This window comes from Bacillus fonticola (assembly GCF_012955605.1).
Classification (GTDB): Bacteria; Bacillota; Bacilli; order Bacillales; family JC228; genus Bacillus_CG; species Bacillus_CG fonticola.
This window is the reverse complement of the sequence record NZ_CP052135.1, coordinates 2,270,763-2,293,094: the sequence shown is the minus strand read 5'-3', so window position 1 is coordinate 2,293,094 and position 22,332 is coordinate 2,270,763. Positions and strand designations below refer to the sequence as shown.

Genomic DNA, 22,332 nt, shown 5'->3' with positions numbered 1-22,332 from the left:
ATATCAGTTAGTACCACTAAAGCAATTTTATTTACGATGTATTCGTCTTTATTACCAAACTGCTTACTCCTTAGGAAAATGCACGAACATTTTGAACAAGCGAAACCCCCTGTGCTATACTCTATCTATAGATGAAACCGTTTTCTTAGGGGGACTGACATGTTGTTAGGGAAAAAGCGCAAACTTGGGAGACGATTTGAAGACATCCAAGTAGGGGAGAAACTTTCACTCACAGAAAAGATTGAGGATAAAGATCTTTTGCTCTATCTCGGGTTAACTAACGATGCAAACCCGCTTTATATTCAGCACGATTACGCTTCGCAAACTACTTGGAAAAAGCCAATCGTTCCAGCGGTGATGCTAACAGGAATTTGCACGTCAGCTTTGTCGAAGTATTTGCCTGGTCCAGGGAGCCATGTGCTAGCCCAAACCATTACATTTCATCAACCGGTTTATCATTACGAGACGGTGCGATTTGATTTTAAGGTTATGGAAAAAAATGAAGATGCGTGCACCATCATCGTTGAAGCGAGCGCCTGGAATGAGGAAGAGGAAAAAGTGCTATCAGCCTCTTTTACTGTACAACCACCTTGCGAAACGCAAACGATGGATGGACGGATTCTTGATAATTTTTAACGAGACACCTCTTTTTGGGGGTGTTTTTTTGTGATGAGAAATTCATTACTTGGGCTTTCCGTACTGTTACACTATAATAGTCACGAGGATAAGGGTTCAAAAGGGGAACACTTGGTAGATGGAGGATGCGATGAAGAAGCGGATTCTGGTAGTAGATGACGAACCATCAATTGTCACGCTGTTAACGTACAACTTAGAGCAGGCAGGATTTGAGGTGTTATCTGCGTCGAATGGCGAGGAAGGACGGGATCTTGCCATTGAGGAATGTCCCGATGCAATGATACTCGATTTAATGTTGCCGAAGTTAGACGGTATGGAAGTGTGCAAAGAACTGCGTCAAGCGAAAGTGTTTATTCCTATTTTAATGTTAACTGCAAAGGATGACGAGTTTGACAAGGTGCTTGGTTTGGAACTTGGTGCAGATGATTATTTGACAAAGCCGTTTAGTCCGCGTGAAGTCATCGCCCGCGTTAAAGCAATTTTGCGCCGTAGCCAGTACCAGCAAAACAGGATTTCTGATGTTTCCACAGAAGATGTAAATCAAACTTCTATCGGGGATTTAGTTGTGTATCCAGATCGCTATGAAGCCTACTTTAAGGACAAGTTATTAGAGTTAACACCGAAGGAATTCGAACTCTTATGTTACTTTCTCCAAAATAAAGGGCGCGTGATGACCCGGGATCAATTGCTGAGTGCTGTATGGAATTACGATTTTGCTGGTGACACTCGCATTGTTGACGTTCATGTGAGCCATTTACGGGAGAAGATTGAAGAAAACACGAAAAAACCAGTGTATATTAAGACAATACGAGGACTCGGATACAAATTGGAGGAGCCGAAAGACGGATGAATCAATTCCGTGTGAGGCTTTTATTTGCTTTTTCCTTCTCGATTGTGATGGTGTTCGTGGCATTAGGTCTTTTACTCGGTCAACTATTCAAGACCAATTATGTGGATTCGTACAATGCTCGCCTACAAGTAGAAAGTGCTCTCATTAGTGAAGTTATTCAGCAGGAGGGCGGCTTGAACGAAATGAGTCGACAAAATTTACAAAGGTTCTCTGAAAAGCTTGATGCTCGCCTAACCGTGGCAAATCGGCAAGGCAAGATATTCTTTGATAATGGTTCTTTGACCGAATTGAATAACGAAAGACATCAAGCGATGATTGTAGATGTATTAAACAGTTACAAAGCAGGAAAAGACGCCGGAATTTCATCCATCAAAGGCGGCTACGATGTATACTATTATTGGAATGGCATCGGAGAAGATGAGGGTGTCGTCGTGGTGAGTACGCGTATTGAAGAGCTGCAGGAGATTTATCGCAACATTTGGTGGGTCATTTCTATTAGTCTCGCTACTGCCCTTGCGCTCATTATGTACCTGTCTTCACGTATTACGACAAGGTACACAAAGCCGATTGATTCTGCGGCACGAGTGGCGATAGAGCTCGCAAAGGGAAACTACTCTGCTCGCACGTATGAGACATTTCAACAAAACGACGTGACGAGTATGTTGAATACCTCTATTAATATTTTAGCGAGAAACTTACAGGATATGGTTTCCTCGAAAGAGACGGAACACCAACGCCTTATGACGCTTATCGAAAATATGGGTAACGGTTTAGTCTTAATGGATCACCGAGGGTACATACAACTTATGAATAAGCCTTTTAAAGAATCGATGCACCTTCATACAGATCAGACGCTTTATCGTCTCTATTACGACGCCATTCCAATGAAAGAGATTCAAAAAATCATTGAAGAGATTTTCCTTTTAGAAGAGCGAATACGAACGCAAGTGACATTGGAAATCGGCATTGAGCGTCGACATTTTGATGTATACGGAGCCCCAATTTTAGGTCACAAAGATGAATGGCGTGGGGTGGTGCTCGTGCTACACGACATTTCAGACTTAAAGCGCCTCGAGCAAATTCGTAAAGACTTTGTCGCAAATGTATCCCATGAGTTGCGTACACCCATTACATCCATAAAAGGGTTTGCGGAAACCCTTTTGGATGGGGCAAAAAATGATGAACAGACGTTAGAGCACTTTCTCTCTATTATTTTGAAAGAGAGTGATCGCTTGCAAACGCTCATCCAAGAATTATTGGAGCTTTCCAAAATTGAGAAGTACGGATTCACCCTACAATTAGGGGAAGTTTCTATTAATGAACTCGTAAAAGATGTTGTACACATTGTCCAGCCACGGGCTCAACAAAAGTCAATCTCATTGGAAATAAGTAAACTGAATAGAACGTATACAGTGATTGGTGATCGGAATCGTTTGCAGCAAGTACTTGTGAATCTCGTTTCCAACGCAATTACGTATACGAGCGAAAACGGGTCTGTCACGGTTTCCGTAGAGGAACAAGAGGAAGAAGTGCTCATTTATGTAACAGATACGGGCATGGGGATTCCAATCGAGCAAATTCCGAGAATCTTTGAACGTTTTTATCGAGTAGATAGAGCCCGTTCTCGTCACTCTGGCGGAACGGGACTAGGTCTAGCCATCGTCAAGCATATTATTGATGCTCATAATGGTTTTATCGATGTATTTAGTAAAGTTGACGAGGGATCTACCTTTGTCATTAGTCTTAAAAAAAACGGGCCTGAGGAAAAGGAGACATACCCATCATAGGGGCATCAGTATACTAAGTTTCGCTTCCTTTACATGATTTTAACATTGTGTTTATGGTAGCTTCACAATCTGTTGCTACACTCTATAAGTGAAAACCCCCTTTATCCAAGCGAGCCAGCAAAGAACGAGAGCCCACCCCGCTCTCGTTTTTTGTATTGGCTCTTTTCGCATCCTTTGTTGTTTTTACTATACAGTAATCTCATGATGTGACGTAATGCAAATTCATAGTGCCTGAATATCGCTCCGGAAATACACTTCGCTTTCCGCGGGCTCGAGCTGAGCCTCCTCGTTCGCAAAGTACGCTCCCTGCGGGGTCTCACCATCTTCGCTTTCCCGCAGGAGTCTACGTGTATTTCCTACGCTGGTTTTACATCGCACGAAGTAGATACTGAGTGCATTTCAAAAGTGCACATACATTTCCTTGTTTAGTACTGAACTCACGACTTAATAAGGGAATTTTGTAAACCACTATCTGTTCGTTGATTGGAGCGGAGGCCCACAGGACGTGGGTCAGAAAGGCGTTGCCACAAGACGTGGCGCCCTTAGCCTTTCCTCCTTGTCCTGCGGGATCAGCGAGGCAGGTGAGACGTGTCTAGCTACAGCGGTCTGCTCCCGTCTGAAAATAACCTTCGTCTTTTGAGGCAAAAAGCGCCTCTACAGCCAAAGAACATTTTTCAGAGGGAGCAAAACGGACCGCTTCCGCATTTCATCCCGCAAGAGCGCAGCGATGAGGAGGCTCACCGACCGCCCCGTGGAAAGCGTCCGCCTGCAGCGGAAATCAACATAGCAGTATGTCGCATCATATAGCTACTGTGTAATGGGATTTCATTAAAAAAGCAACAATCTTTTAGAAAACAGCCTTTGTATTTTAAAAAAAGAGAGTTCCAACACCTTTCTCTCCCCCCAATAGCTTGTAATCTTTTGATATACTAGACCCACTCTTCTAGTGAAAACTAGCTGACCAAAAGGACGCCACTTTTTCTTTCCCATCCGCATTTGGTATGATAAGGTCAGAAAATGTGGCTTTTTTTATTGGTAAAACGTAATGGAATCCTCAAAAAACGTTTGGAGGGACGATGAAATGGCTAAGAAGAAGTTAATGCTTATTGATGGAAACTCGGTTGCATACAGGGCATTTTTTGCCCTACCACTTCTACATAACGATAAAGGGATTTATACAAACGCGATTTACGGCTTTACAATGATGCTTAATAAGGTGCTAGCAGATCAGAAACCTACCCACGTTTTGGTAGCTTTTGACGCAGGGAAATCGACGTTCCGCCATAAAACGTACAAGAAGTACAAAGGAACGCGTCAAAAAACTCCTTCCGAGCTAAATGAACAATTTCCGTACATACGAAAACTGCTAGAGGCGTTTCAAATTCAGACAGCTGAAGTGGACGAATACGAGGCAGACGACTTGATCGGGACACTTAGTCTGCGTGCTGAACAGGAAGGCTTTGAGGTATCTGTTGTATCTGGAGATAAAGACTTGACACAGCTCGCTACAGACTACACAACGGTTTACATTACAAAAAAAGGGATTACAGAAATGGAAGCATACACACCGGAACACATTCGCGAAAAGTACGGTCTGACCCCTTCGCAAATCATTGATATGAAAGGCTTAATGGGAGATAGCTCAGACAATATTCCAGGAGTGAAAGGTGTAGGGGAGAAGACGGCGATCAAGCTATTGACATCTTATGAAACGGTTGAGGGTGTATACGAGCATCTGGATGAGGTTTCTGGTGCGAAGCTGAAGGAAAAGCTGGAAGGCGGCAAAGATGACGCCTTCATGAGTAAAAAGCTAGCCACGATTGAACGGGAAGCCCCTTTCGATATGTCACCTGATGCAACGAAATATGAAGGGCCTAATGAGGAAGCATTGCGCTCATTATACGAAGATTTACAATTTGCAAAGCTACTAGAAGACATGGGTGTAGAACAAGAAACCACTTCAGAAGAAGAGTGGGAAAATATTTCGTTTTCACACTATAAAGAAGGCGATACACTTCCAGACAAGGGTGCGCTCGTATTAGAAGGGCTGGACGAAAATTACTACAGGGGCGATATTCATGGGATAGCTGTTATTGGGCAGGATCGCGCTTATGTTATTTCTCCTGAAACGTTACACACTTCTACCTTATTCAAAACATGGCTGGAAGACGACACGAAAGAAAAAATCGTATATGACAGTAAGCGTGACGTGGTATCGTTACGGCATCATGATGTAAAGTTAGCGGGTGTTGTGTTTGATGTCCACCTCGCAGCGTATATTTTGAATCCTTCAGAATCAAAAGTCGACTTGGCAGCAGTAGCGTCCGCTTATGGTGTACCACAAGTACAATCGGAGGAAGCTGTGTATGGAAAAGGTGCTAAGCAATCGATACCAGCAGATAATAAAATTTGGCATAATCATATGGTTCGGAAGGGGCGTGCTCTGCTCCGTTTACGAGATATTCTCGCGCAAACGCTCGAAGAAAACGAACAATGGAAACTAGTGGATGAACTGGAGTTTCCTTTGGCGAAAGTGTTAGCAGATATGGAATGGGCAGGCATTGCGGTTGAAAAAGCACACCTAGAAGAGATGAAAAAAGAGTTGGCAAAACAAATAGAGGAGATCGAGACGCGAATTACCCAGCACGCAGGAGAGTCGTTTAATATCAACTCACCAAAGCAGCTCGGTGTCATTTTGTTTGAGAAGCTCGGGCTACCTGTCGTAAAAAAGACGAAAACGGGTTATTCTACATCGGCGGACGTTCTGGAGAAGCTGGAAGGTGAGCACCCTATTATTGAAGAAATTCTCCACTACCGTCAGCTTGGCAAACTACAATCCACCTATATTGAAGGGTTACTGAAGGTCATCCACAATCCAACAGGCAAAGTACATACCCGTTTTAACCAAGCGTTAGCGCAAACAGGAAGACTGAGTTCGATTGAACCGAACTTACAAAACATCCCCATTCGTTTAGAGGAAGGGCGTAAAATTAGAAAAGCGTTTATACCTTCAGAAAAAGATTGGGTGATCTTTGCGGCAGACTACTCGCAAATTGAACTCCGCGTTTTGGCTCATATTTCTGGAGACGCAGGGTTACAGGAGGCCTTTAAAAAGGATCTCGATATTCATACAAAGACGGCGATGGATGTGTTTCACGTGACAGAAGGTGAGGTCACTGATAACATGCGTCGTCAAGCGAAGGCAGTTAACTTTGGTATTGTATATGGAATTAGTGACTATGGCCTTAGTCAAAACCTTGGTATTACACGTAAAGAGGCCAAAGCGTTTATCGACCGTTACTTCGAAAGCTATCCTGGCGTGGCTGTCTATATGAAAGACATCGTACAGCAGGCAAAGCAGACTGGGTATGTGTCGACTTTATACTCGCGTCGGCGCTATATCCCAGAAATAACAAGTCGAAATTTTAATTTGCGTTCATTCGCTGAAAGAACTGCGATGAACACGCCGATTCAAGGTACAGCAGCAGATATTATAAAACTAGCCATGCTGCATATGGCGGACCGATTGCAAGAAGAGCGCTTACAGGCCCGGCTCCTTTTGCAGGTTCACGATGAACTAATTTTTGAGGCACCAAGAGAGGAAATAGACAAGCTAATGAAAATTGTACCTGAAGTAATGGAGGCTGCGCTTGCCTTGGATGTCCCATTGAAGGTGGATGTGGCATACGGCGACACATGGTTTGATGCTAAGTAATCTTTGAAAGAGAGGTGGGGTCATATGCCAGAACTTCCTGAAGTGGAAACTATCAGGCGCACGCTACAACAGCTTGTCGTAGGAAAAACAATTTCAGCTATTGAAGTGATGTGGCCACGCATTATTCAGCATCCAGACGACGTGGAACAGTTCCGTTTGCAGTTGATTGGACAGCGTATTCAATCAATCGGAAGACGGGGTAAATTCCTACTGTTTCATTTAACTGAAGACACACTTGTCAGTCATTTGCGTATGGAAGGTAACTACAAAGTTGTGGAAACGGGTACGGAGAAAGGACCGCATACGCACGTAGTACTTCAGTTTTCGGACGGGACGAGTCTTTACTATACAGATGTTCGGAAGTTTGGGACGATGCACGTCTTTCCACATGAGGTCGTGCACGATCAACTTCCTTTACGAAAGTTAGGTCCGGAACCACTGACGAAGGAATTGACGTTGGAGTATTTTCTTGAACGCGTTCAGGCAACGACCCGATCCATCAAAGCGGTACTCCTCGATCAGACCGTTGTAGCAGGGCTGGGCAATATTTATGTGGACGAAGCGTTGTTTAGAAGTGGCATACACCCAGAAACAAAAGCAAACTCATTGGATGAAGAGAGGATTACCAAACTTCTAAATGCCATTGACCAAACCATTTCCGAAGCGGTAGAGAAAGGTGGCAGCACCGTTCGGACGTACGTAAATTCAGAAGGTAAAATGGGTATGTTTCAATTAAGCCATAATGTGTATGGACGGCAAGGAGAGCCATGTAAGGTGTGTGGATCGCCCATTGAACGACTTGTCGTCGCTGGACGGGGCACCCATATTTGCCCGAACTGCCAGGAATAACTAACGTTGGAGAAGCTTCCTCCATATACTATGGGGATTAATGAACGCGGAAGGAGCTCTCCAACTTATGGCACTTTCTCTTTTCTTACTTGCTTTGGCGGTAAGTTTAGATAGTTTTAGTGTAGGGTTCACGTATGGATTAAGACAAATGAAAATCCCTTTTCGATCGGTTCTTTTAATTGCTTGTTGTTCAGCAGTCACCCTTTTACTAGCGATGCTTGTCGGAAAAGGAATTACGGTGATTGTTGGCCCGCAATTTGCTGAAACCATTGGTGGTAGTGTGCTCATCATTTTAGGGATGTGGGCGTTGTACCAAGTTTGGCGCTCTGGAAAAGAGCAGCATGGAGAAACAACGAATTCAGCTATTTTGCATGATCAGACACTTGTGAAACTTGAAATCCGCTCTTTAGGGCTTGTTATTCACATTTTACGTCGTCCAATGGCTGCTGATATTGATGGCTCGGGTACTATTACGGGGCTGGAAGCGTTATTGTTAGGAGTGGCACTCTCATTGGATGCATTTGGAGCAGGTATTGGAGCGTCGATGCTCGGTCTTCCTCCATGGGGTCTAGCGGCTACTGTTGCTGTGATGAGTTCTCTTTTTGTCGTTGGAGGCATCGTCGTAGGAAAGCGCTTGTCCCATGCACAATGGGTAAATCGGTGTACAATTTTACCAGGAATCGTACTCATCATGTTAGGACTATGGAAGATATAAGATCGTAATGAATCAGTCTGTGGCACAAGTACCTAATAAAAAGTAGGTTGCGGCTGTTAGAAGGAGGAACACGCTTGAAACGAATCGGGATAACAGGAGGCATTGCGACTGGAAAAAGTACCGTATCGCGTATGCTAGTAGAAAAAGGGTTCCCAGTCATCGATGCAGATGTTGTGGCAAGACAGGTCGTCGAAAAAGGGGAACCTGCCATGCAGTGTGTTGCAGACACCTTTGGAGAAGGGGTGTTGCACCCAGACGGTACTTTGAATAGGGAAGCATTAGGTAGTATTGTGTTTCATGACAAAGAAAAACGGAATCAACTAAATGCGATTGTACATCCTGCAGTTCGTAAGCGGATGGCGCAATTGGAAGAGACACACCGGAAAGCAGGAGAGCCTGTTGTGTTTTTAGACATTCCTCTCTTGTTTGAAAGTAAGTTAACGCATCGGGTTGAGGAGATTCTCGTGGTTTATGTTGATGAAGCTACTCAACGGGAACGCCTTAAAACCCGAAACAGTTTGACTGATAAAGAGGCGATGGCCCGAATTCGCTCTCAAATGTCTATTGAAGAAAAAAAGGAGCAAGCAGACGTCGTATTGGATAACTGTGGAACAAAGGCAGCATTGCAAAAAGCTCTTGAGGCGTGGTTGCAACAGCAAGGCTGGATGTAACCCTACATAGGGATGTGACTGTAGTGTACAGTTCACATTCTTTTTTGTTTTTACTGTGTCTAGTTGCGATAAATTGTTCAGACAATCACATAGTTTGTCAACACTAATTCAGTGTAATGTGATATACTGATTAATAAATGTAGACATAAAGTATAACACTTTCGAGAGGGGACAGTTGGATGAAGGGGAAAGTCGCAATCAACGGATTTGGACGAATTGGACGTATGGTGTTTCGCCGAGCGATGGAACTAGGAGACGTAGAGATTGTGGCAATTAATGCATCCTATCCTGCTGAAGCGCTTGCACACCTCGTTAAATATGATACAACGCACGGGAGATTTTCTAAAGACATTACGTACGGTGAAGATTTTTTACGTGTAGAAAGTAAGCGTATACAACTTGTGTCAGAGAGGAATCCAGAAGTTTTGCCTTGGGAAGAACTCGGTGTAGATGTTGTCATTGAGGCGACTGGAAAGTTCAATTCTAAAGAAAAGGCGATGGCCCACATTCGAGCAGGAGCGAAAAAGGTCATTTTAACAGCACCAGGGAAAGAAGAGGATATTACCATTGTGGTAGGCGTGAACGATCAGGAACTGCTGAGCGATCATACAATTATCTCCAATGCCTCGTGTACAACGAATTGCTTGGCACCCGTGACGAAGGTATTGCAAGATACATTCGGAATAGAAAATGGGTTAATGACAACAGTTCACGCATACACAAACGATCAGCGGAACATTGATAATCCACATAATGATTTACGAAGGGCACGGGCTTGTGGTCAATCAATCATCCCAACTTCTACAGGCGCTGCTAAGGCGATGGCGAAGGTGCTTCCCGATCTAGAAGGAAAGCTTCACGGTATGGCGTTAAGGGTTCCGACAACGAATGTATCGCTAGTGGACCTTGTTGTCGACGTGGAGCGAGCAGTGACAGCAGAAAAAGTGAACGAGGCTTTTCGTCAAGCAGCAAACGGGCCTCTCAAAGGAATCATGGCTGTGTCAGACGAACCCCTCGTATCAGTGGACTACAACACAAATCCACATTCTTGTATTGTCGACGCGCTTAGCACAATGGTGATGGGAGACCACAAAGTGAAAGTGTTGGCTTGGTATGATAATGAGTGGGGTTACTCTTGTCGCGTCGTCGATTTAACCCAAAAAGTGCTGCAACTCCTTTTCAAAAAACAAATGTCTGAGGTTGGAAAATAGCTAAATCCAAAAGCGAAAAAAAGATGCGAATTTTCAAGGGAAGTAGCCATTCAAAATCGACAATCCTATACAAAATTCTACAGGAAAAGACGGTCCTTTTAGGAAGAAGGACCGTCTTTTTCACATTCTGTATTGCATTCACATAGTAAAACAAGTATACTAATCTGCGTGCAGATCACAATAGATCTTGAACTCGTTACTTAAAGGGTTAGGACCTCTTTGGACTAACTTTCCCCCGTGGTAAGGAGATGGTCGCTTTTTGTGATGTGTCATGGAAAAAAGCGTTAAAGGGGGAACAAAATCATGGAAACTATGGGACGTCATGTCATTGCAGAGCTCTGGGGCTGTGATTTTGAAAAGTTGAATGATGTGGAACAAATTGAGCAAACGTTTGTCAATGCTGCTCTAAAGTCTGGTGCAGAAGTTCGGGAGGTGGCTTTTCATAAATTTGCCCCTCAAGGCGTGAGTGGAGTGGTGATTATTTCGGAGTCACACTTAACCATACACAGCTTTCCTGAACACGGATACGCAAGCATTGACGTTTACACATGTGGAGATTTGGATCCGAACATTGCTGCTGATTTCATTGCGAACAGTTTAGGTGCGACAACACGGGAAACGATGGAATTGCCCCGTGGAAAAGGCCCTGTCCACGTTCAGCGTGCAAAAGTTAAAGCGTTATAAAAATGATGAACATCAAGAAGCTTGTAGAGATAACTCTGCAAGCTTTTTTTCTTTGAAAGAGGAAAGGAGAAACAAAATGGAACTTACACAGATTGGATTTTTAGGCTTTGGAAATATGGCTAAGGCCATTGCGAGGGGGATGCTACAGTCGGGACTCTCGCCAGACCAAATCATGATAAGTGCCAAGACGGATCAAACAAAGGAAGAAGGCGCAACAAACTTTGGCATACATACGGGAACGAACAAAGAGGTGGTGGCTAAAAGTCGAGTCATCATTGTGGCAGTAAAGCCTCACGTCACAAAGGAAGTGTTGGAGGAAATCGTAACAGAGTGGACGGATGATAAGATTCTCATCACGATTGCAGCCGGTATTTCAATGGATTGGATACAACATCAATTTTCAAGCCATGCAAAAGTCGTTCGCACAATGCCTAACACACCATCTCTTGTTGGAGAAGGAATGACAGCATGGAGTGTTAATCAGTTTGTCAATGAGGAAGAAGTACAAGCGATAGGTCGTCTATTGCGTACATTTGGGAAAGAAGTGTTGCTAGACGAATCGTTACAAGACGAAATCCCGGCTATTAGTGGTTCTTCCCCTGCGTACGTTTATACACTTATTGAAACAATGGCATTGAACGGTGTACGGTCGGGAATTTCTTATGATCAAGCCATTACTTTAGCTGCACAAACTGTAGTAGGTGCTGGGAAGATGGTGTTGGAAACGGGTAAACACCCTGCTCTTTTAAGGGATGAAGTGTGTACTGCTGGTGGCTCGACAATCGAAGCGGTACTTACTTTAGAAGACGAAGGATTTAGAAGGGCTATCTCAAGGGCAATGCAAGCATGCGCGGAAAAAACAAAGCAACTTGGAGCAAAGTAAGACTACTTCTAGAACCTCAAGTTGTTTGTTACAATAGAGACAAGAATAAGGAGCGCGAAAAGAGGTAGGGCTACCATGATACAACGATACGATAAACATTGTGAAACTTCAGACCATCACAAGGATGCGGCACTTCGAACCCATTATTATAAAGTAACTTTCGAGAGAATTTGGAGAGAAGTAGAGCGTTGGACCGAAAGAGATCAAGAAATAGTCGTAGCGACGGGGAATAAAGAGCGTGGCGAACTTTCGTATGAACGCAAAGGAAAACCGTCCTTATTTGTTGTAATCAGTATCGTCTCCACCTCTGTCTTGGAAACCGCTGTCGATATAACTTGTTCTACAGAAGACCAGCGAATAAGCGGTATATACCGTGTTGTGAAAGAAGAAGTGTTACACATCTATAAACACTTGGACGCCCATTTCTCACGTTCTGGTGATCCAACCAAAAACGAAAGGACGACAAGCGTATGAAGTGTCCCAAATGCTTAGCGGATGCAACAAGGGTCGTTGACTCACGCCCTGTCGAACACAACCAAACGATCCGCCGACGTCGTGAATGTGAAAGGTGCCAAGAGAGATTTACGACTTTTGAGCGGGTAGAAGAAACGCCGTTAATGGTCGTGAAAAAAGAAGGGACAAGAGAGGCATTTAGTCGTGAAAAGCTACTGCGGGGGTTGATACGTGCATGTGAAAAGCGCCCTGTTTCAATGGAACAGCTGGAAACGATTGTAGCAGAGGTCGAGCAGAAGATACGGGAGCAAGGCGGTGGCGAGATACAGTCAGAGGAAATCGGCGAGCTCATTATGGACAAACTAGCTAAAGTGGATGAAGTAGCCTACGTTCGTTTTGCCTCTGTGTATCGACAATTCAAAGACATTACCGTGTTTTTGGACGAGTTAAAGGAACTGATGAAAAAGAATATGCCGTAGTTTGTTAAAGGAGGGACTGTAGATGAAGGCTTGGCAAGAAGTGTCCCCAAAGGATTCATACACGGTGAGAATAGGTGCTTTTTTGCATGAACAGGATCAACGCGTTCTTTCCCTTTGTTATCAGCCGCTGGTGGGTGCTACGGCTTTTCGCCTGTATCAAACTTGGTACAGCCACGTTGCTCACGCGAAACAAACATCCGAATCTCTACCACACTCGTACTTGTTTGCGACTTTAGACGAAGGTTTGGAGAACATATTTCAAGCCCGTTTGAAGCTTGAAGCAATAGGTTTGTTGCAAACGTTTGTAGACGAGAGTGGGCAAGGTCGGCATTTTTTATATGAATTATCACCCCCGTTATCTGCAGAAGAATTCCTTCAAGATGGAATGCTTAATATGTACTTATATCAAAAAATTGGCAGTTCGTTTTATATGCACGTGAAACAAATGCTAACAGAGACAACGGTAGTCGAGAAGGCGCACATGAAGGACATTACACGCTCTTTTGATGAAGTATTTGATACAGAAGCTCAGCCAGTGCGTGATCCAGATCTCCTTATGACGATGAACCCTAACGAAGATGAGCGGTTTTTGTCTAAAGAGGAGGCTAGGTCTGTTCGGTTTGCTCGGCCTGCATTCGATGTGGAGGAGGTATTAGAGCGTATAGGAAGTTCGTTCCTCCGAGGCACTACGCTAACCAAGGACATGAAAAGAGTAGTTGAAAAGCTCATGTTTATTTATGAGCTACCTCCTTCGTCCATTGAATCTATTCTGCTTGAATCGTTAGATGAGAAAGATGAGTTCTCAGAAGAACAAATGCGGAAGGCTGCGCGGGATTGGTATAAGCTAGAACAGCCAAATGGGATGCCAGCACTGCTTGATCGCGCACAACCTGCTTATACGCGTACAGTAAAGGAGCCTTCGACAAAAGAAGAAGAAGCGGTCGTTTATTTCGAAACCGTGGCACCAAGGCAGCTTTTGCGTGATCTTTCGGATGGGGAACCGTCTGCATCTGAACTCGAAACGGTGGAACAAGTGCTGATGGATCAAAAATTAGCACCTGGTGTAGTCAATGTACTTCTCCACTATTGTATGTTGAAGACCGACATGCAGCTAACTCGTAATTACGTCGTAAAAATTGCGAGTCATTGGGCGCGAAAACATATAAAAACTGTCCCTGAAGCAATGGATTATGCAAAAGAGCACCATAAGCAGTATCAACAGTGGCAAGACCAGAAAAAGCAGGGGAAACGTAAACCAGCTATCCGTACGGAAAAGGTTCCGGAGTGGTTTGAGGAAGATCGGAAAGAAAGAAAAGCACAGTTGGATGAGCAAACTGCTACTAGAAACAGTGCTTCTGTTGAAGAAGAGAGGGAAAAGCTCACACGTTTGCTGAAAGGAGGGTCATAAGAGGTCATGAAAAATATTCGAGGTGCATTATCTAAGTTTCAGACGTCACATGATTTCAGGCAAAGATACGAACAATTGAAACAAGAAGTGTTGCAGCACCCGGATATTGTCGCTTTCTTACAGGAGAGACAAGAAGATGTGACAGAAGACATGATTGAACGCGCCTTTCCTAAGCTACTTGAATACTCCCAGCAAAGTAAAGCGTGCGCAGATTGTGCTAGTTACGAAACGTGTAAAAACATGATGCCAGGCTACGATCCAATGTTAACGATTGATAAAGGGAATATCACATTGCAGTATGACGAATGCCCACGCAAACGTTTAGCTGACGCGCGTGCAGAACAACAATCGCTGATTAAGAGCTTCCATATCCCAAAACGGGCATTACAAGCGACATTTGCTTCCTTAGATTTGGACGATGGCAGACGCTTTCAGGGGATCCGTCTTGCACATGAATTTGTAAACGCCTATCCTGACCAACCAAGGGGTCTTTATTTATACGGAAAGTTTGGCGTTGGCAAAACGCATCTATTAGCCGCCATTGCACACGAGCTAGCTGAGAATCACAACGTGTCCTCTGTGCTTGTTCACGTCCCCGAGTTTATACGTGAGATTAAACAATCGATTGGGAAAGAGGATTTTTCAAATAAGCTAGCTCTTCTACGAGAAACGCCTGTGTTAATGCTTGATGACATTGGCGCAGAATCTATGTCCAGTTGGGCACGTGATGAAGTGTTAGGAACAATTCTTCAGTACCGAACACTTGAACAACTGCCTACATTTTTCACGTCTAATTTTGATTTGGAGCAACTCGAACACCATCTAACGTTCTCTCAGCGCGGCGAAGAGGAAGTCATAAAAGCGTCTCGACTTATTGACCGCGTTCAAGCCCTGGCTATCCCTGTGGAGATGTCTGGGAAAAACCGACGTCGATCATAAGTACTGAACACATACTTTCTATTGGAAAAGTGTCTCTTAACACACAATCATGCTTCTAAATGGGTCAAGCATCCCATATACATGGAAGCAGGGATTTGTGAAAAAGGGGGCACTTTTTTTGAACATCGTATTTGACAGTGCGCAAGAATCGTTGGAAGTGGTTCAGTACTTGCAACAAGTGCAAGCCCTTTCTAAGCGAAGTGAATTGCGTACTTTTACAATAAAGCAAGATGAGAATCGCATTCAGATTGAAGGTCCTACCTTGGGGGGGCGTAAATATCTTGTACAACAAGGGCTTTACTCTTGGATTTGGGAGAAAAAGCGGATTCAGTGGTGCCATCATTGGCTTGAGCACCACTACTACTTTACAGATGAGGAAGAAAGGTCCCACATTCTACATATTCTTTGGGAATTTACTGACACAAAATCACATGTCCGTTCCTTAGTAGAAGGACCAGATGAAGAGCAACTATTAAGGGAAGCGTTGGAATCCGAATTGATCGAGGACGAGTACTTGCATTTCCGTTCATTTGTCACGTTTCGTTTACGAAAGTTTCAAGTGAAAATGCGGGAAGTGGTGGAGCTTGCTATCGATGAATACAAACTTGAACAGGATTATCAAATGTTTGTGGAATCGTTGCGAAACTTTTTGCGCGGGCGATCACCAGTTGTAGATATGATTCACTTAGTACAAGACGAAGGTTTTTTATTTTTTGATGCGTCAGGACGGTGGATGAAGCAAGGTGAACTATATAAATCTGTTGACCGAAAGTTGATTGTGAACCACCCGGCTTATATCGACTCTGTCACAATCGCTCCGTTATTATCTATCGCACCTCGCCGTATCCGCATGTATACAGATGCGCCAGACGAAGGAATTGCACGAACAATCTGCACCATTTTTGATGAACGAGTAGAAGTTTATCCACGACAGGAAGCTGGATCTTTACTAGAATCGAAGCGTTCGGTATAGTGCGTGAACTAAGTAAAAAAAAGACGATGTTGCATTTCTCATCTTCTCTCCATATAATGAGTACATATCCATATCGGTCGGAGCGAAGAAGAGGACACGAACTAAAAAAAGTGATGTGTAAATCAGGCTGTGGCTTGATAGCAGAGAGGGAAGGCATTGGCTGTAACCTTCCTCACCGCTCACATTTTAGTTTACCACCTCAGAGCTACGAATCTGAACGCCTTTCTATAAGGAAAGTAGGATTCGTCGGGCAGACCTTTCTGCTCGTTACGTAATGAAGTGTGCTTATATTTATTTGAGCACAAAAGGGTGGAACCACGGATGCACGCATTCGTCCCTATTATAGGGACGAGTGCGTTTTTTTTGTTCCCCAATATGGACAAATGGATTAAAGGAGAGAATAATGATGGCAGATGTACAAGTGAAATTTCCAGATGGACAAGTAAAAGAGTTTCCTGCTGGAACGACAACAGAGTCCATTGCCGCGTCCATTAGTCCAGGCTTGAAGAAAAAAGCAATTGCTGGAAAATGGAACGGGGAATTGATTGATCTACGCACACCTCTTTCGGGCGAAGGAGCAATTGAAATTGTTACAGAAGGATCTGACGAAGCACTGGAAATTTTGCGTCACAGTACAGCTCACTTAATGGCACAAGCGTTGAAGCGTTTGTATGGGGCAGATAACGTGAAACTCGGCGTCGGTCCGGTTATCGAAGGTGGGTTTTATTACGACATTGATTTAGAGGAATCCATCTCTGTAGAAGATTTACCGACAATTGAAAAAGAAATGCAAAAAATTACGGGTGAAAACTTAGAAATTGTACGTGAAGAGGTTAGTCGTGAGGAAGCGAATCGACGCTTTGAAGAGCTTGGGGACCCATACAAGCTTGAGCTTCTGAAAGACATCCCTAAAGAAGAAGCGGTTACCCTCTATTTGCAAGGGGAATTTTTTGACTTATGTCGTGGAGTGCACATTCCGTCAACAGCAAAAATAAAAGAATTCAAACTGTTAAGTGTCGCGGGTGCGTACTGGCGTGGAAACAGTAAAAACAAAATGCTACAGCGTATTTACGGCACAGCATTTTTTAAGAAAGAAGACTTGAAAGAACATTTACGCATGCTTGAAGAAGCGAAAGAGCGGGACCATCGTAAAATCGGAAAAGAGCTAAACCTGTTTACAAACTCACAAAAGGTAGGGCAAGGTTTGCCACTGTGGATGCCTAAAGGAGCAACAATTCGCCGTATTATTGAGCGTTATATCGTGGATAAAGAAGTTGAGCTTGGCTACGAGCACGTCTATACACCGATTATGGGAAGCGTGGAGTTGTACAAAACGAGCGGACACTGGGATCACTACCAAGAAGACATGTTCCCTGTGATGGAGATGGATAACGAAGACCTCGTGTTACGTCCAATGAACTGCCCTCACCATATGATGGTCTATAAAAATGATATGCATAGTTACCGTGAGCTGCCACTTCGAATTGCAGAGCTTGGTACAATGCATCGCTATGAAATGTCAGGCGCGCTTTCTGGGTTGCAACGCGTTCGTGGAATGACGTTGAATGATGCACACATTTTCGTACGACCTGATCAAATTCAAGAGGAGTTCGTTCGTGTTGTGAATTTGGTCCAAGAAGTGTACAAAGACTTCGGAATCGAGGATTACACTCTTCGTCTTTCTTATCGCGATCCAGAAGACAAAGAAAAATACTTTGATGACGATGAAATGTGGGAAAAAGCACAGTCAATGTTGAAGGGTGCTATGGGTGAATTAAACGTTGAGTACTTCGAAGCAGAAGGTGAAGCAGCATTTTACGGACCGAAGCTGGACGTACAAGTGAAGACAGCACTCGGAAAAGAAGAGACACTGTCGACTGTACAGCTTGACTTCTTATTGCCGGAAAGATTTGACCTCACGTACATCGGAGAAGACGGAAAGCATCATCGCCCGGTTGTCATTCACCGTGGTGTCGTCTCAACAATGGAACGCTTTGTTGCTTTCCTGATTGAAGAATATAAAGGCGCTTTCCCAACATGGCTCGCTCCGGTGCAAGCACAAATCATCCCGGTTTCTCACGAAGTCCATCTCGATTACTCTTTACAAGTTAAGGAGCAGCTAAAAGAAGCAGGCTTCCGTGTAGAAGTCGATGCCCGTGATGAGAAAGTGGGTTACAAGATCCGCGAAGCGCAAATGCAAAAAATACCGTATCAGCTTGTGGTTGGGGATCAGGAGAAAGAGCAAGGTGCGGTGAACGTGCGCAAGTATGGCGAGCAAAAGTCTGAAACGATTGCCCTCGAGAAGTTCTTGCAGATGCTTCAGCAAGAAACAAACAAGAAATAGCTTGCCTTTTTTGAAACTCGTGCTATAATGAATAAGGTTTCAATATACCTTTTGACACGATACAGATCATTTGTTATACTAATCTGTGGAAAATAAAAATAAGTAGAAGCACCCTGCTTCTCACCTGATTGACGCATTTATGCAGTTGGCAGGTCCATGACGATGCTTTATGAGTTCTATTAATTTAGAGCTTGTACATTGGATTTGGAATGAAAATGGGTGTGCTCTCACTAGAGAGTACACCCTTTTTGATGAAGCAATGCCTACACTAAAAAAATCAGGTTTGATCGGAACACTTTAGGAGGTGGCTCGTTATTAGCAAGGATATGATCTTGAACGAAGGGATTCGCGCCCGCGAGTTGCGTTTAATCGACGCAAATGGAGACCAGCTTGGTATCAAATCTCGTAACGAAGCATTAGAAATTGCCAGCCGTCGGAATTTAGACGTGGTACTCGTTGCTCCCAATGCGAAACCGCCTGTTGCTCGAATTATGGACTACGGAAAATACAAATTCGAACAACAGAAGAAAGACAAAGAAGCAAGAAAAAACCAAAAGATCATCAACATCAAGGAAGTACGTCTCAGCCCATCCATCGAGGAGCATGATTTCAACACGAAGCTTCGTAATGCGATCAAATTCCTCGAAAAGGGAGACAAAGTAAAAGCATCGATCCGCTTTAAAGGCCGTGCCATTACACATAAAGAAATCGGTCAGGCAGTTTTAGAGCGCTTCGCAAAACAGTGTGAGGAAGTTTCGACTGTGGAATCCCGACCGAAAATGGATGGACGTTCCATGTTTTTAGTACTCGCACCAAAAGCAGAAAAGTAATTGTTGACAGGAGGAACCCCATTATGCCGAAAATGAAAACGCACAAAGGCTCACAAAAACGTTTTAAGAAAACAGGTAGTGGTAAGTTGAAGCGTTCCCATGCTTACACAAGCCACATGTTCGCAAACAAATCTCAAAAGCAAAAACGTAAACTTCGTAAAGGTGCGTATGTTTCTGCAGGAGACATGAAACGCATCAAGCAAATGATCTAACATATACGAATTTGAATTTGTAATTGATCTAGGAGGGAAACACTCATGGCACGTGTAAAAGGTGGAACAGTCACTCGCCGTCGTCGTAAAAAAGTATTAAAGCTCGCAAAAGGATATTATGGATCCAAACATACATTGTACAAAGTAGCTAACCAACAAGTTATGAAGTCTTACATGTATGCATACCGCGATCGTCGCCAGAAAAAACGCGACTTCCGCAAACTATGGATCGCGCGTATTAACGCAGCAGCACGCACAAACGGTCTTTCTTACAGCCGTCTAATGTTTGGTTTGAAACAAGCTGGCATCGAAATGAACCGCAAAATGCTTTCAGAGATCGCAATCTCCGACGAAAAAGCATTCGCACAATTGGCTGAAACAGCTAAGAAAAACTTAAAATAAGTACTATGAAAAGCACCGCTCCCTATGAGTGGTGCTTTTTTGAATGCTCAGACTCAGGGGAGAATGCTCAGACTCAGAGGGGAATGCTCAGACTCAGGGGGGAATGCTCAGACTCAGGGGGGAATGCTCAGACTCAGAGGGGAATGCTCAGACTCAGGGGGGAATGCTCAGACTCAGGGGGGAATGCTCAGACTCAGAGGGGAATGCTCAGACTTAGGGGGGAATGCTCAGACTTAAGGGGGAATGCTCAGACTCAGAGGGGAATGCTCAGACTTAGGGGGGAATGCTCAGACTCAGAGGGGAATGCGCAGACTTAGGGGGGAATGCTCAGACTCAGGGGGGAATGCTCAGACTCAGGAGGGAATGCTCAGACTCAGGGGGGAATGCTCAGACTCAGGGGGGAATGCTCAGACTCAGGGGGAAATGCTCAGACTTAGGGGGGAATGGACAGGAGTTCTAAAGAAAAAACACTATAATTGTAGCCGCCTCGATAGCGAGACGGCGACTACTATTGATAATTACTGTTTTGTTTGGACGAGAGATTTTGACTAGAATCTCTACCTTTGCTCTCTCTTCTTCTCATAAGCATCCACAAAATTCCCTATAAAAACAGTACCTGTTTCTTTCTCAAGCCAAAGAATTTGCTGGAATAGCTTAGATAAAAAATATCGGTCATGGCTAACGGCTACAATCGTCCCATCATAATCCTGTAAAGCTTCCTCCAACACTTCTTTTGATTCAATATCCAAATGGTTTGTCGGTTCATCGAGTAGTAGCACGTTGAAAGGTTGATGCATCAAGGTAGCAAGCTGAAGCCGCATGTACTCTCCGCCACTAATCCGCGAGACAGGTTTGAACACGTCTTGACCAAAGAACAAAAATTTCGCTAACACATGGCGACTTTTGCCCTCATCGTAAGCACAAAACTGACGGAAATACTCCAATACAGTAAACGCCAGTACTTTTTCATCAGTCGGGAACTCCTGAGATAAATATCCAATCCGCACGTTTGAACCGATTTTGACTTCACCTTCATCCAAGTCAGTTTTATCAAGAAAAACTCGCAGAAGTGTCGTCTTCCCAACACCATTTCCACCGACAACAGCCGTATGCTGCTGATAGCGAATAAGTAGATTCAAATCTTGCCAAAGTACATTGTCTTCAGTGAGCTTGCCGCCACCTTTAACTTGAAACACATCATTCGCACTTCTTTTATGTGCTGACAACGAAAGTCCCATCTGCTTCCCTTCCAATGGTTTTTCCACTTTCTCCATCCGCTCTAGCATTCGTTCCATATGGCGGGCGCGACGATGGAGACCAGGGTTCGGCGGATTGGCTTCATTTGCCCACCTGCGAAGTCGTTTGATCGCTTCCTTCATTTGTTTGATTTTCTTTTGTTGCTCCTCGAACTGTTGGAACTGCCTTAATACTCGTTCCTCTTTCTCTATTACGTAACGAGAGTAATTGCCATCATAAAACGTCAAATCTCCATTTTCGAGTTCAGCTATTTTTGTCGTGACCTTGTCGAGGAAAAAGCGATCGTGAGTCACGATCATAACTGCCCCAGCGTATCTCAGCAAGAATTCCTCTAGCCACTCCACTGCTTGCATATCAAGGTGATTGGTCGGTTCGTCTAAAAGTAATAGATCGTGCTGCTCTAAGAGTAATAACGCGAGCATGATTTTTGTTTTTTCACCGCCACTACATGAAGAGAAAGGCTGAGATAACAATTTGTCTATCCCTAAGCCTTTGGCGACTCCTTCTCGGCGGGAGACACTTTCATAGCCTCCGTCGTTTGCGTACTGTTCCTGCAAACGTGCGTATCTTGAGAGTAAAGAATCAAGTTGTCGTTCTGTAGCAGACGCCATACTGACTTCTAATGTATGCATTTCCGTCTCCATTGCCGATAAATCCTTACGTGCAGTTTGAAGTACTGCTTCTACAGTTAGTGTTTCCTCTATATCGGGAGTTTGCTGCAAATAGCCAATTTGACTCCCTTTTTGCAAAATAATTTCTCCCGAGTCTGGAACAATGGTTTTAGTTAGAATGTTAAGCAGTGTCGTCTTCCCAACTCCATTTCGACCAATCAAACCGATCCGGTCCCCTGGCTGTAAATGCATTGAGATATGATCTAGTACGGTTTTATACCCGTTTGAAAGTGTGATGTTGTTTAGTTGACAAATCATAGTGAATTTTCCTCCTATTAGAGCACGCGTGCCTGGCATGGTTTATTAAGTGCCTGGCTCGTACAAAAAAGACCACGAAGAAGAAACGCTCTTCCCGTGGTCTTC

The 22,332-nt window shown here is 44.0% G+C and carries 20 protein-coding genes; 19 read left to right on the top strand and 1 reads right to left on the bottom strand.

From position 1 onward, the window contains the following. Nucleotides 1-159 precede the first annotated feature (159 nt). The 19 genes from HHK01_RS11325 (at nucleotide 160) to rplT (ending at nucleotide 20,041) form a co-directional block, all read left to right on the top strand. A complete protein-coding gene (locus HHK01_RS11325; protein ID WP_170007899.1) occupies nucleotides 160-636 on the top strand; it encodes a MaoC/PaaZ C-terminal domain-containing protein in 477 nt (158 codons plus the stop codon). A 130-nt stretch (nucleotides 637-766) separates the two neighbouring features. Continuing rightward, nucleotides 767-1,486, top strand: a complete 720-nt coding sequence (locus tag HHK01_RS11320; RefSeq protein WP_170007898.1) for a response regulator transcription factor — start codon at nucleotides 767-769, stop codon at nucleotides 1,484-1,486. Then, nucleotides 1,483-3,273, top strand: coding sequence for a two-component system histidine kinase PnpS (gene pnpS / locus HHK01_RS11315; RefSeq protein WP_170007897.1), 1,791 nt, complete (start codon nucleotides 1,483-1,485; stop codon nucleotides 3,271-3,273). The genes HHK01_RS11320 and pnpS overlap by 4 nt, the downstream gene beginning before the upstream one ends. A 1,081-nt stretch (nucleotides 3,274-4,354) precedes the next feature. Continuing rightward, nucleotides 4,355-6,988 (top strand): DNA polymerase I, encoded by a 2,634-nt coding sequence (gene polA, locus HHK01_RS11310; protein WP_170007896.1) that lies wholly within the window; start codon nucleotides 4,355-4,357, stop codon nucleotides 6,986-6,988. 24 nt (nucleotides 6,989-7,012) lie between these two features. Then, nucleotides 7,013-7,837 (top strand): DNA-formamidopyrimidine glycosylase, encoded by an 825-nt coding sequence (mutM, locus tag HHK01_RS11305; protein ID WP_170007895.1) that lies wholly within the window; start codon nucleotides 7,013-7,015, stop codon nucleotides 7,835-7,837. Between the two features lie 40 nt (nucleotides 7,838-7,877). Continuing rightward, entirely contained in the window at nucleotides 7,878-8,552 is a 675-nt protein-coding gene (ytaF, locus tag HHK01_RS11300; protein WP_228027554.1) for a sporulation membrane protein YtaF, read from the top strand. 74 nt (nucleotides 8,553-8,626) lie between these two features. Next, on the top strand, nucleotides 8,627-9,223 hold the full coding sequence (gene coaE, locus HHK01_RS11295; RefSeq protein ID WP_170007893.1) for a dephospho-CoA kinase: 597 nt from the start codon (nucleotides 8,627-8,629) through the stop codon (nucleotides 9,221-9,223). Between the two features lie 179 nt (nucleotides 9,224-9,402). Continuing rightward, nucleotides 9,403-10,434 (top strand): glyceraldehyde-3-phosphate dehydrogenase, encoded by a 1,032-nt coding sequence (locus HHK01_RS11290; protein ID WP_170007892.1) that lies wholly within the window; start codon nucleotides 9,403-9,405, stop codon nucleotides 10,432-10,434. Nucleotides 10,435-10,737: 303 nt separating this feature from the next. Then, nucleotides 10,738-11,118, top strand: coding sequence for an adenosylmethionine decarboxylase (speD, locus tag HHK01_RS11285; protein ID WP_170007891.1), 381 nt, complete (start codon nucleotides 10,738-10,740; stop codon nucleotides 11,116-11,118). 76 nt (nucleotides 11,119-11,194) lie between these two features. Beyond that, complete coding sequence (gene proC / locus HHK01_RS11280; RefSeq protein WP_170007890.1) at nucleotides 11,195-12,001, top strand: pyrroline-5-carboxylate reductase; 807 nt, start codon at nucleotides 11,195-11,197, stop codon at nucleotides 11,999-12,001. Nucleotides 12,002-12,076: 75 nt separating this feature from the next. Continuing rightward, on the top strand, nucleotides 12,077-12,475 hold the full coding sequence (locus HHK01_RS11275) for a hypothetical protein (RefSeq protein WP_170007889.1): 399 nt from the start codon (nucleotides 12,077-12,079) through the stop codon (nucleotides 12,473-12,475). Then, nucleotides 12,472-12,933 (top strand): transcriptional regulator NrdR, encoded by a 462-nt coding sequence (gene nrdR, locus HHK01_RS11270; RefSeq protein WP_170007888.1) that lies wholly within the window; start codon nucleotides 12,472-12,474, stop codon nucleotides 12,931-12,933. The genes HHK01_RS11275 and nrdR overlap by 4 nt, the downstream gene beginning before the upstream one ends. Before the next feature lie 22 nt (nucleotides 12,934-12,955). Further along, on the top strand, nucleotides 12,956-14,341 hold the full coding sequence (locus tag HHK01_RS11265) for a replication initiation and membrane attachment family protein (protein ID WP_170007887.1): 1,386 nt from the start codon (nucleotides 12,956-12,958) through the stop codon (nucleotides 14,339-14,341). Between the two features lie 6 nt (nucleotides 14,342-14,347). Beyond that, nucleotides 14,348-15,280: a primosomal protein DnaI gene (gene dnaI / locus HHK01_RS11260; RefSeq protein ID WP_170007886.1), complete on the top strand. Its 933-nt coding sequence runs from the start codon at nucleotides 14,348-14,350 to the stop codon at nucleotides 15,278-15,280. Nucleotides 15,281-15,398: 118 nt separating this feature from the next. Next, on the top strand, nucleotides 15,399-16,253 hold the full coding sequence (locus tag HHK01_RS11255) for a putative sporulation protein YtxC (protein WP_170007885.1): 855 nt from the start codon (nucleotides 15,399-15,401) through the stop codon (nucleotides 16,251-16,253). Nucleotides 16,254-16,656: 403 nt separating this feature from the next. Then, nucleotides 16,657-18,597, top strand: a complete 1,941-nt coding sequence (thrS, locus tag HHK01_RS11250; RefSeq protein WP_407646908.1) for a threonine--tRNA ligase — start codon at nucleotides 16,657-16,659, stop codon at nucleotides 18,595-18,597. 326 nt (nucleotides 18,598-18,923) lie between these two features. Beyond that, nucleotides 18,924-19,427 carry a translation initiation factor IF-3 gene (gene infC / locus HHK01_RS11245; RefSeq protein WP_170007884.1) on the top strand — a complete coding sequence of 168 codons (504 nt, stop codon included), beginning with the start codon at nucleotides 18,924-18,926 and terminating at the stop codon, nucleotides 19,425-19,427. Nucleotides 19,428-19,450: 23 nt separating this feature from the next. Beyond that, entirely contained in the window at nucleotides 19,451-19,639 is a 189-nt protein-coding gene (gene rpmI, locus HHK01_RS11240; protein WP_170007883.1) for a 50S ribosomal protein L35, read from the top strand. Nucleotides 19,640-19,684: 45 nt separating this feature from the next. Continuing rightward, a complete protein-coding gene (rplT, locus tag HHK01_RS11235) occupies nucleotides 19,685-20,041 on the top strand; it encodes a 50S ribosomal protein L20 (protein WP_170007882.1) in 357 nt (118 codons plus the stop codon). A 557-nt stretch (nucleotides 20,042-20,598) separates the two neighbouring features. Here rplT and abc-f read toward each other — a convergent pair. After that, nucleotides 20,599-22,227, bottom strand: coding sequence for a ribosomal protection-like ABC-F family protein (abc-f, locus tag HHK01_RS11230; RefSeq protein WP_170007881.1), 1,629 nt, complete (start codon nucleotides 22,225-22,227; stop codon nucleotides 20,599-20,601). Nucleotides 22,228-22,332: the final 105 nt, after the last annotated feature.

Bases quoted from the DNA above. Each gene is read 5' to 3' on its own strand.
- HHK01_RS11325 (WP_170007899.1), top strand. From the start codon at position 160: ATGTTGTTAGGGAAAAAGCGCAAACTTGGGAGACGATTTGAAGACATC.
- HHK01_RS11320 (WP_170007898.1), top strand. From the start codon at position 767: ATGAAGAAGCGGATTCTGGTAGTAGATGACGAACCATCAATTGTCACG.
- pnpS (WP_170007897.1), top strand. From the start codon at position 1,483: ATGAATCAATTCCGTGTGAGGCTTTTATTTGCTTTTTCCTTCTCGATT.
- polA (WP_170007896.1), top strand. From the start codon at position 4,355: ATGGCTAAGAAGAAGTTAATGCTTATTGATGGAAACTCGGTTGCATAC.
- mutM (WP_170007895.1), top strand. From the start codon at position 7,013: ATGCCAGAACTTCCTGAAGTGGAAACTATCAGGCGCACGCTACAACAG.
- ytaF (WP_228027554.1), top strand. From the start codon at position 7,878: ATGAACGCGGAAGGAGCTCTCCAACTTATGGCACTTTCTCTTTTCTTA.
- HHK01_RS11290 (WP_170007892.1), top strand. From the start codon at position 9,403: ATGAAGGGGAAAGTCGCAATCAACGGATTTGGACGAATTGGACGTATG.
- speD (WP_170007891.1), top strand. From the start codon at position 10,738: ATGGAAACTATGGGACGTCATGTCATTGCAGAGCTCTGGGGCTGTGAT.
- proC (WP_170007890.1), top strand. From the start codon at position 11,195: ATGGAACTTACACAGATTGGATTTTTAGGCTTTGGAAATATGGCTAAG.
- HHK01_RS11275 (WP_170007889.1), top strand. From the start codon at position 12,077: ATGATACAACGATACGATAAACATTGTGAAACTTCAGACCATCACAAG.
- nrdR (WP_170007888.1), top strand. From the start codon at position 12,472: ATGAAGTGTCCCAAATGCTTAGCGGATGCAACAAGGGTCGTTGACTCA.
- HHK01_RS11265 (WP_170007887.1), top strand. From the start codon at position 12,956: ATGAAGGCTTGGCAAGAAGTGTCCCCAAAGGATTCATACACGGTGAGA.
- dnaI (WP_170007886.1), top strand. From the start codon at position 14,348: ATGAAAAATATTCGAGGTGCATTATCTAAGTTTCAGACGTCACATGAT.
- thrS (WP_407646908.1), top strand. From the start codon at position 16,657: ATGATGGCAGATGTACAAGTGAAATTTCCAGATGGACAAGTAAAAGAG.
- infC (WP_170007884.1), top strand. From the start codon at position 18,924: ATGATCTTGAACGAAGGGATTCGCGCCCGCGAGTTGCGTTTAATCGAC.
- rpmI (WP_170007883.1), top strand. From the start codon at position 19,451: ATGCCGAAAATGAAAACGCACAAAGGCTCACAAAAACGTTTTAAGAAA.
- rplT (WP_170007882.1), top strand. From the start codon at position 19,685: ATGGCACGTGTAAAAGGTGGAACAGTCACTCGCCGTCGTCGTAAAAAA.
- abc-f (WP_170007881.1), bottom strand. From the start codon at position 22,227: ATGATTTGTCAACTAAACAACATCACACTTTCAAACGGGTATAAAACC.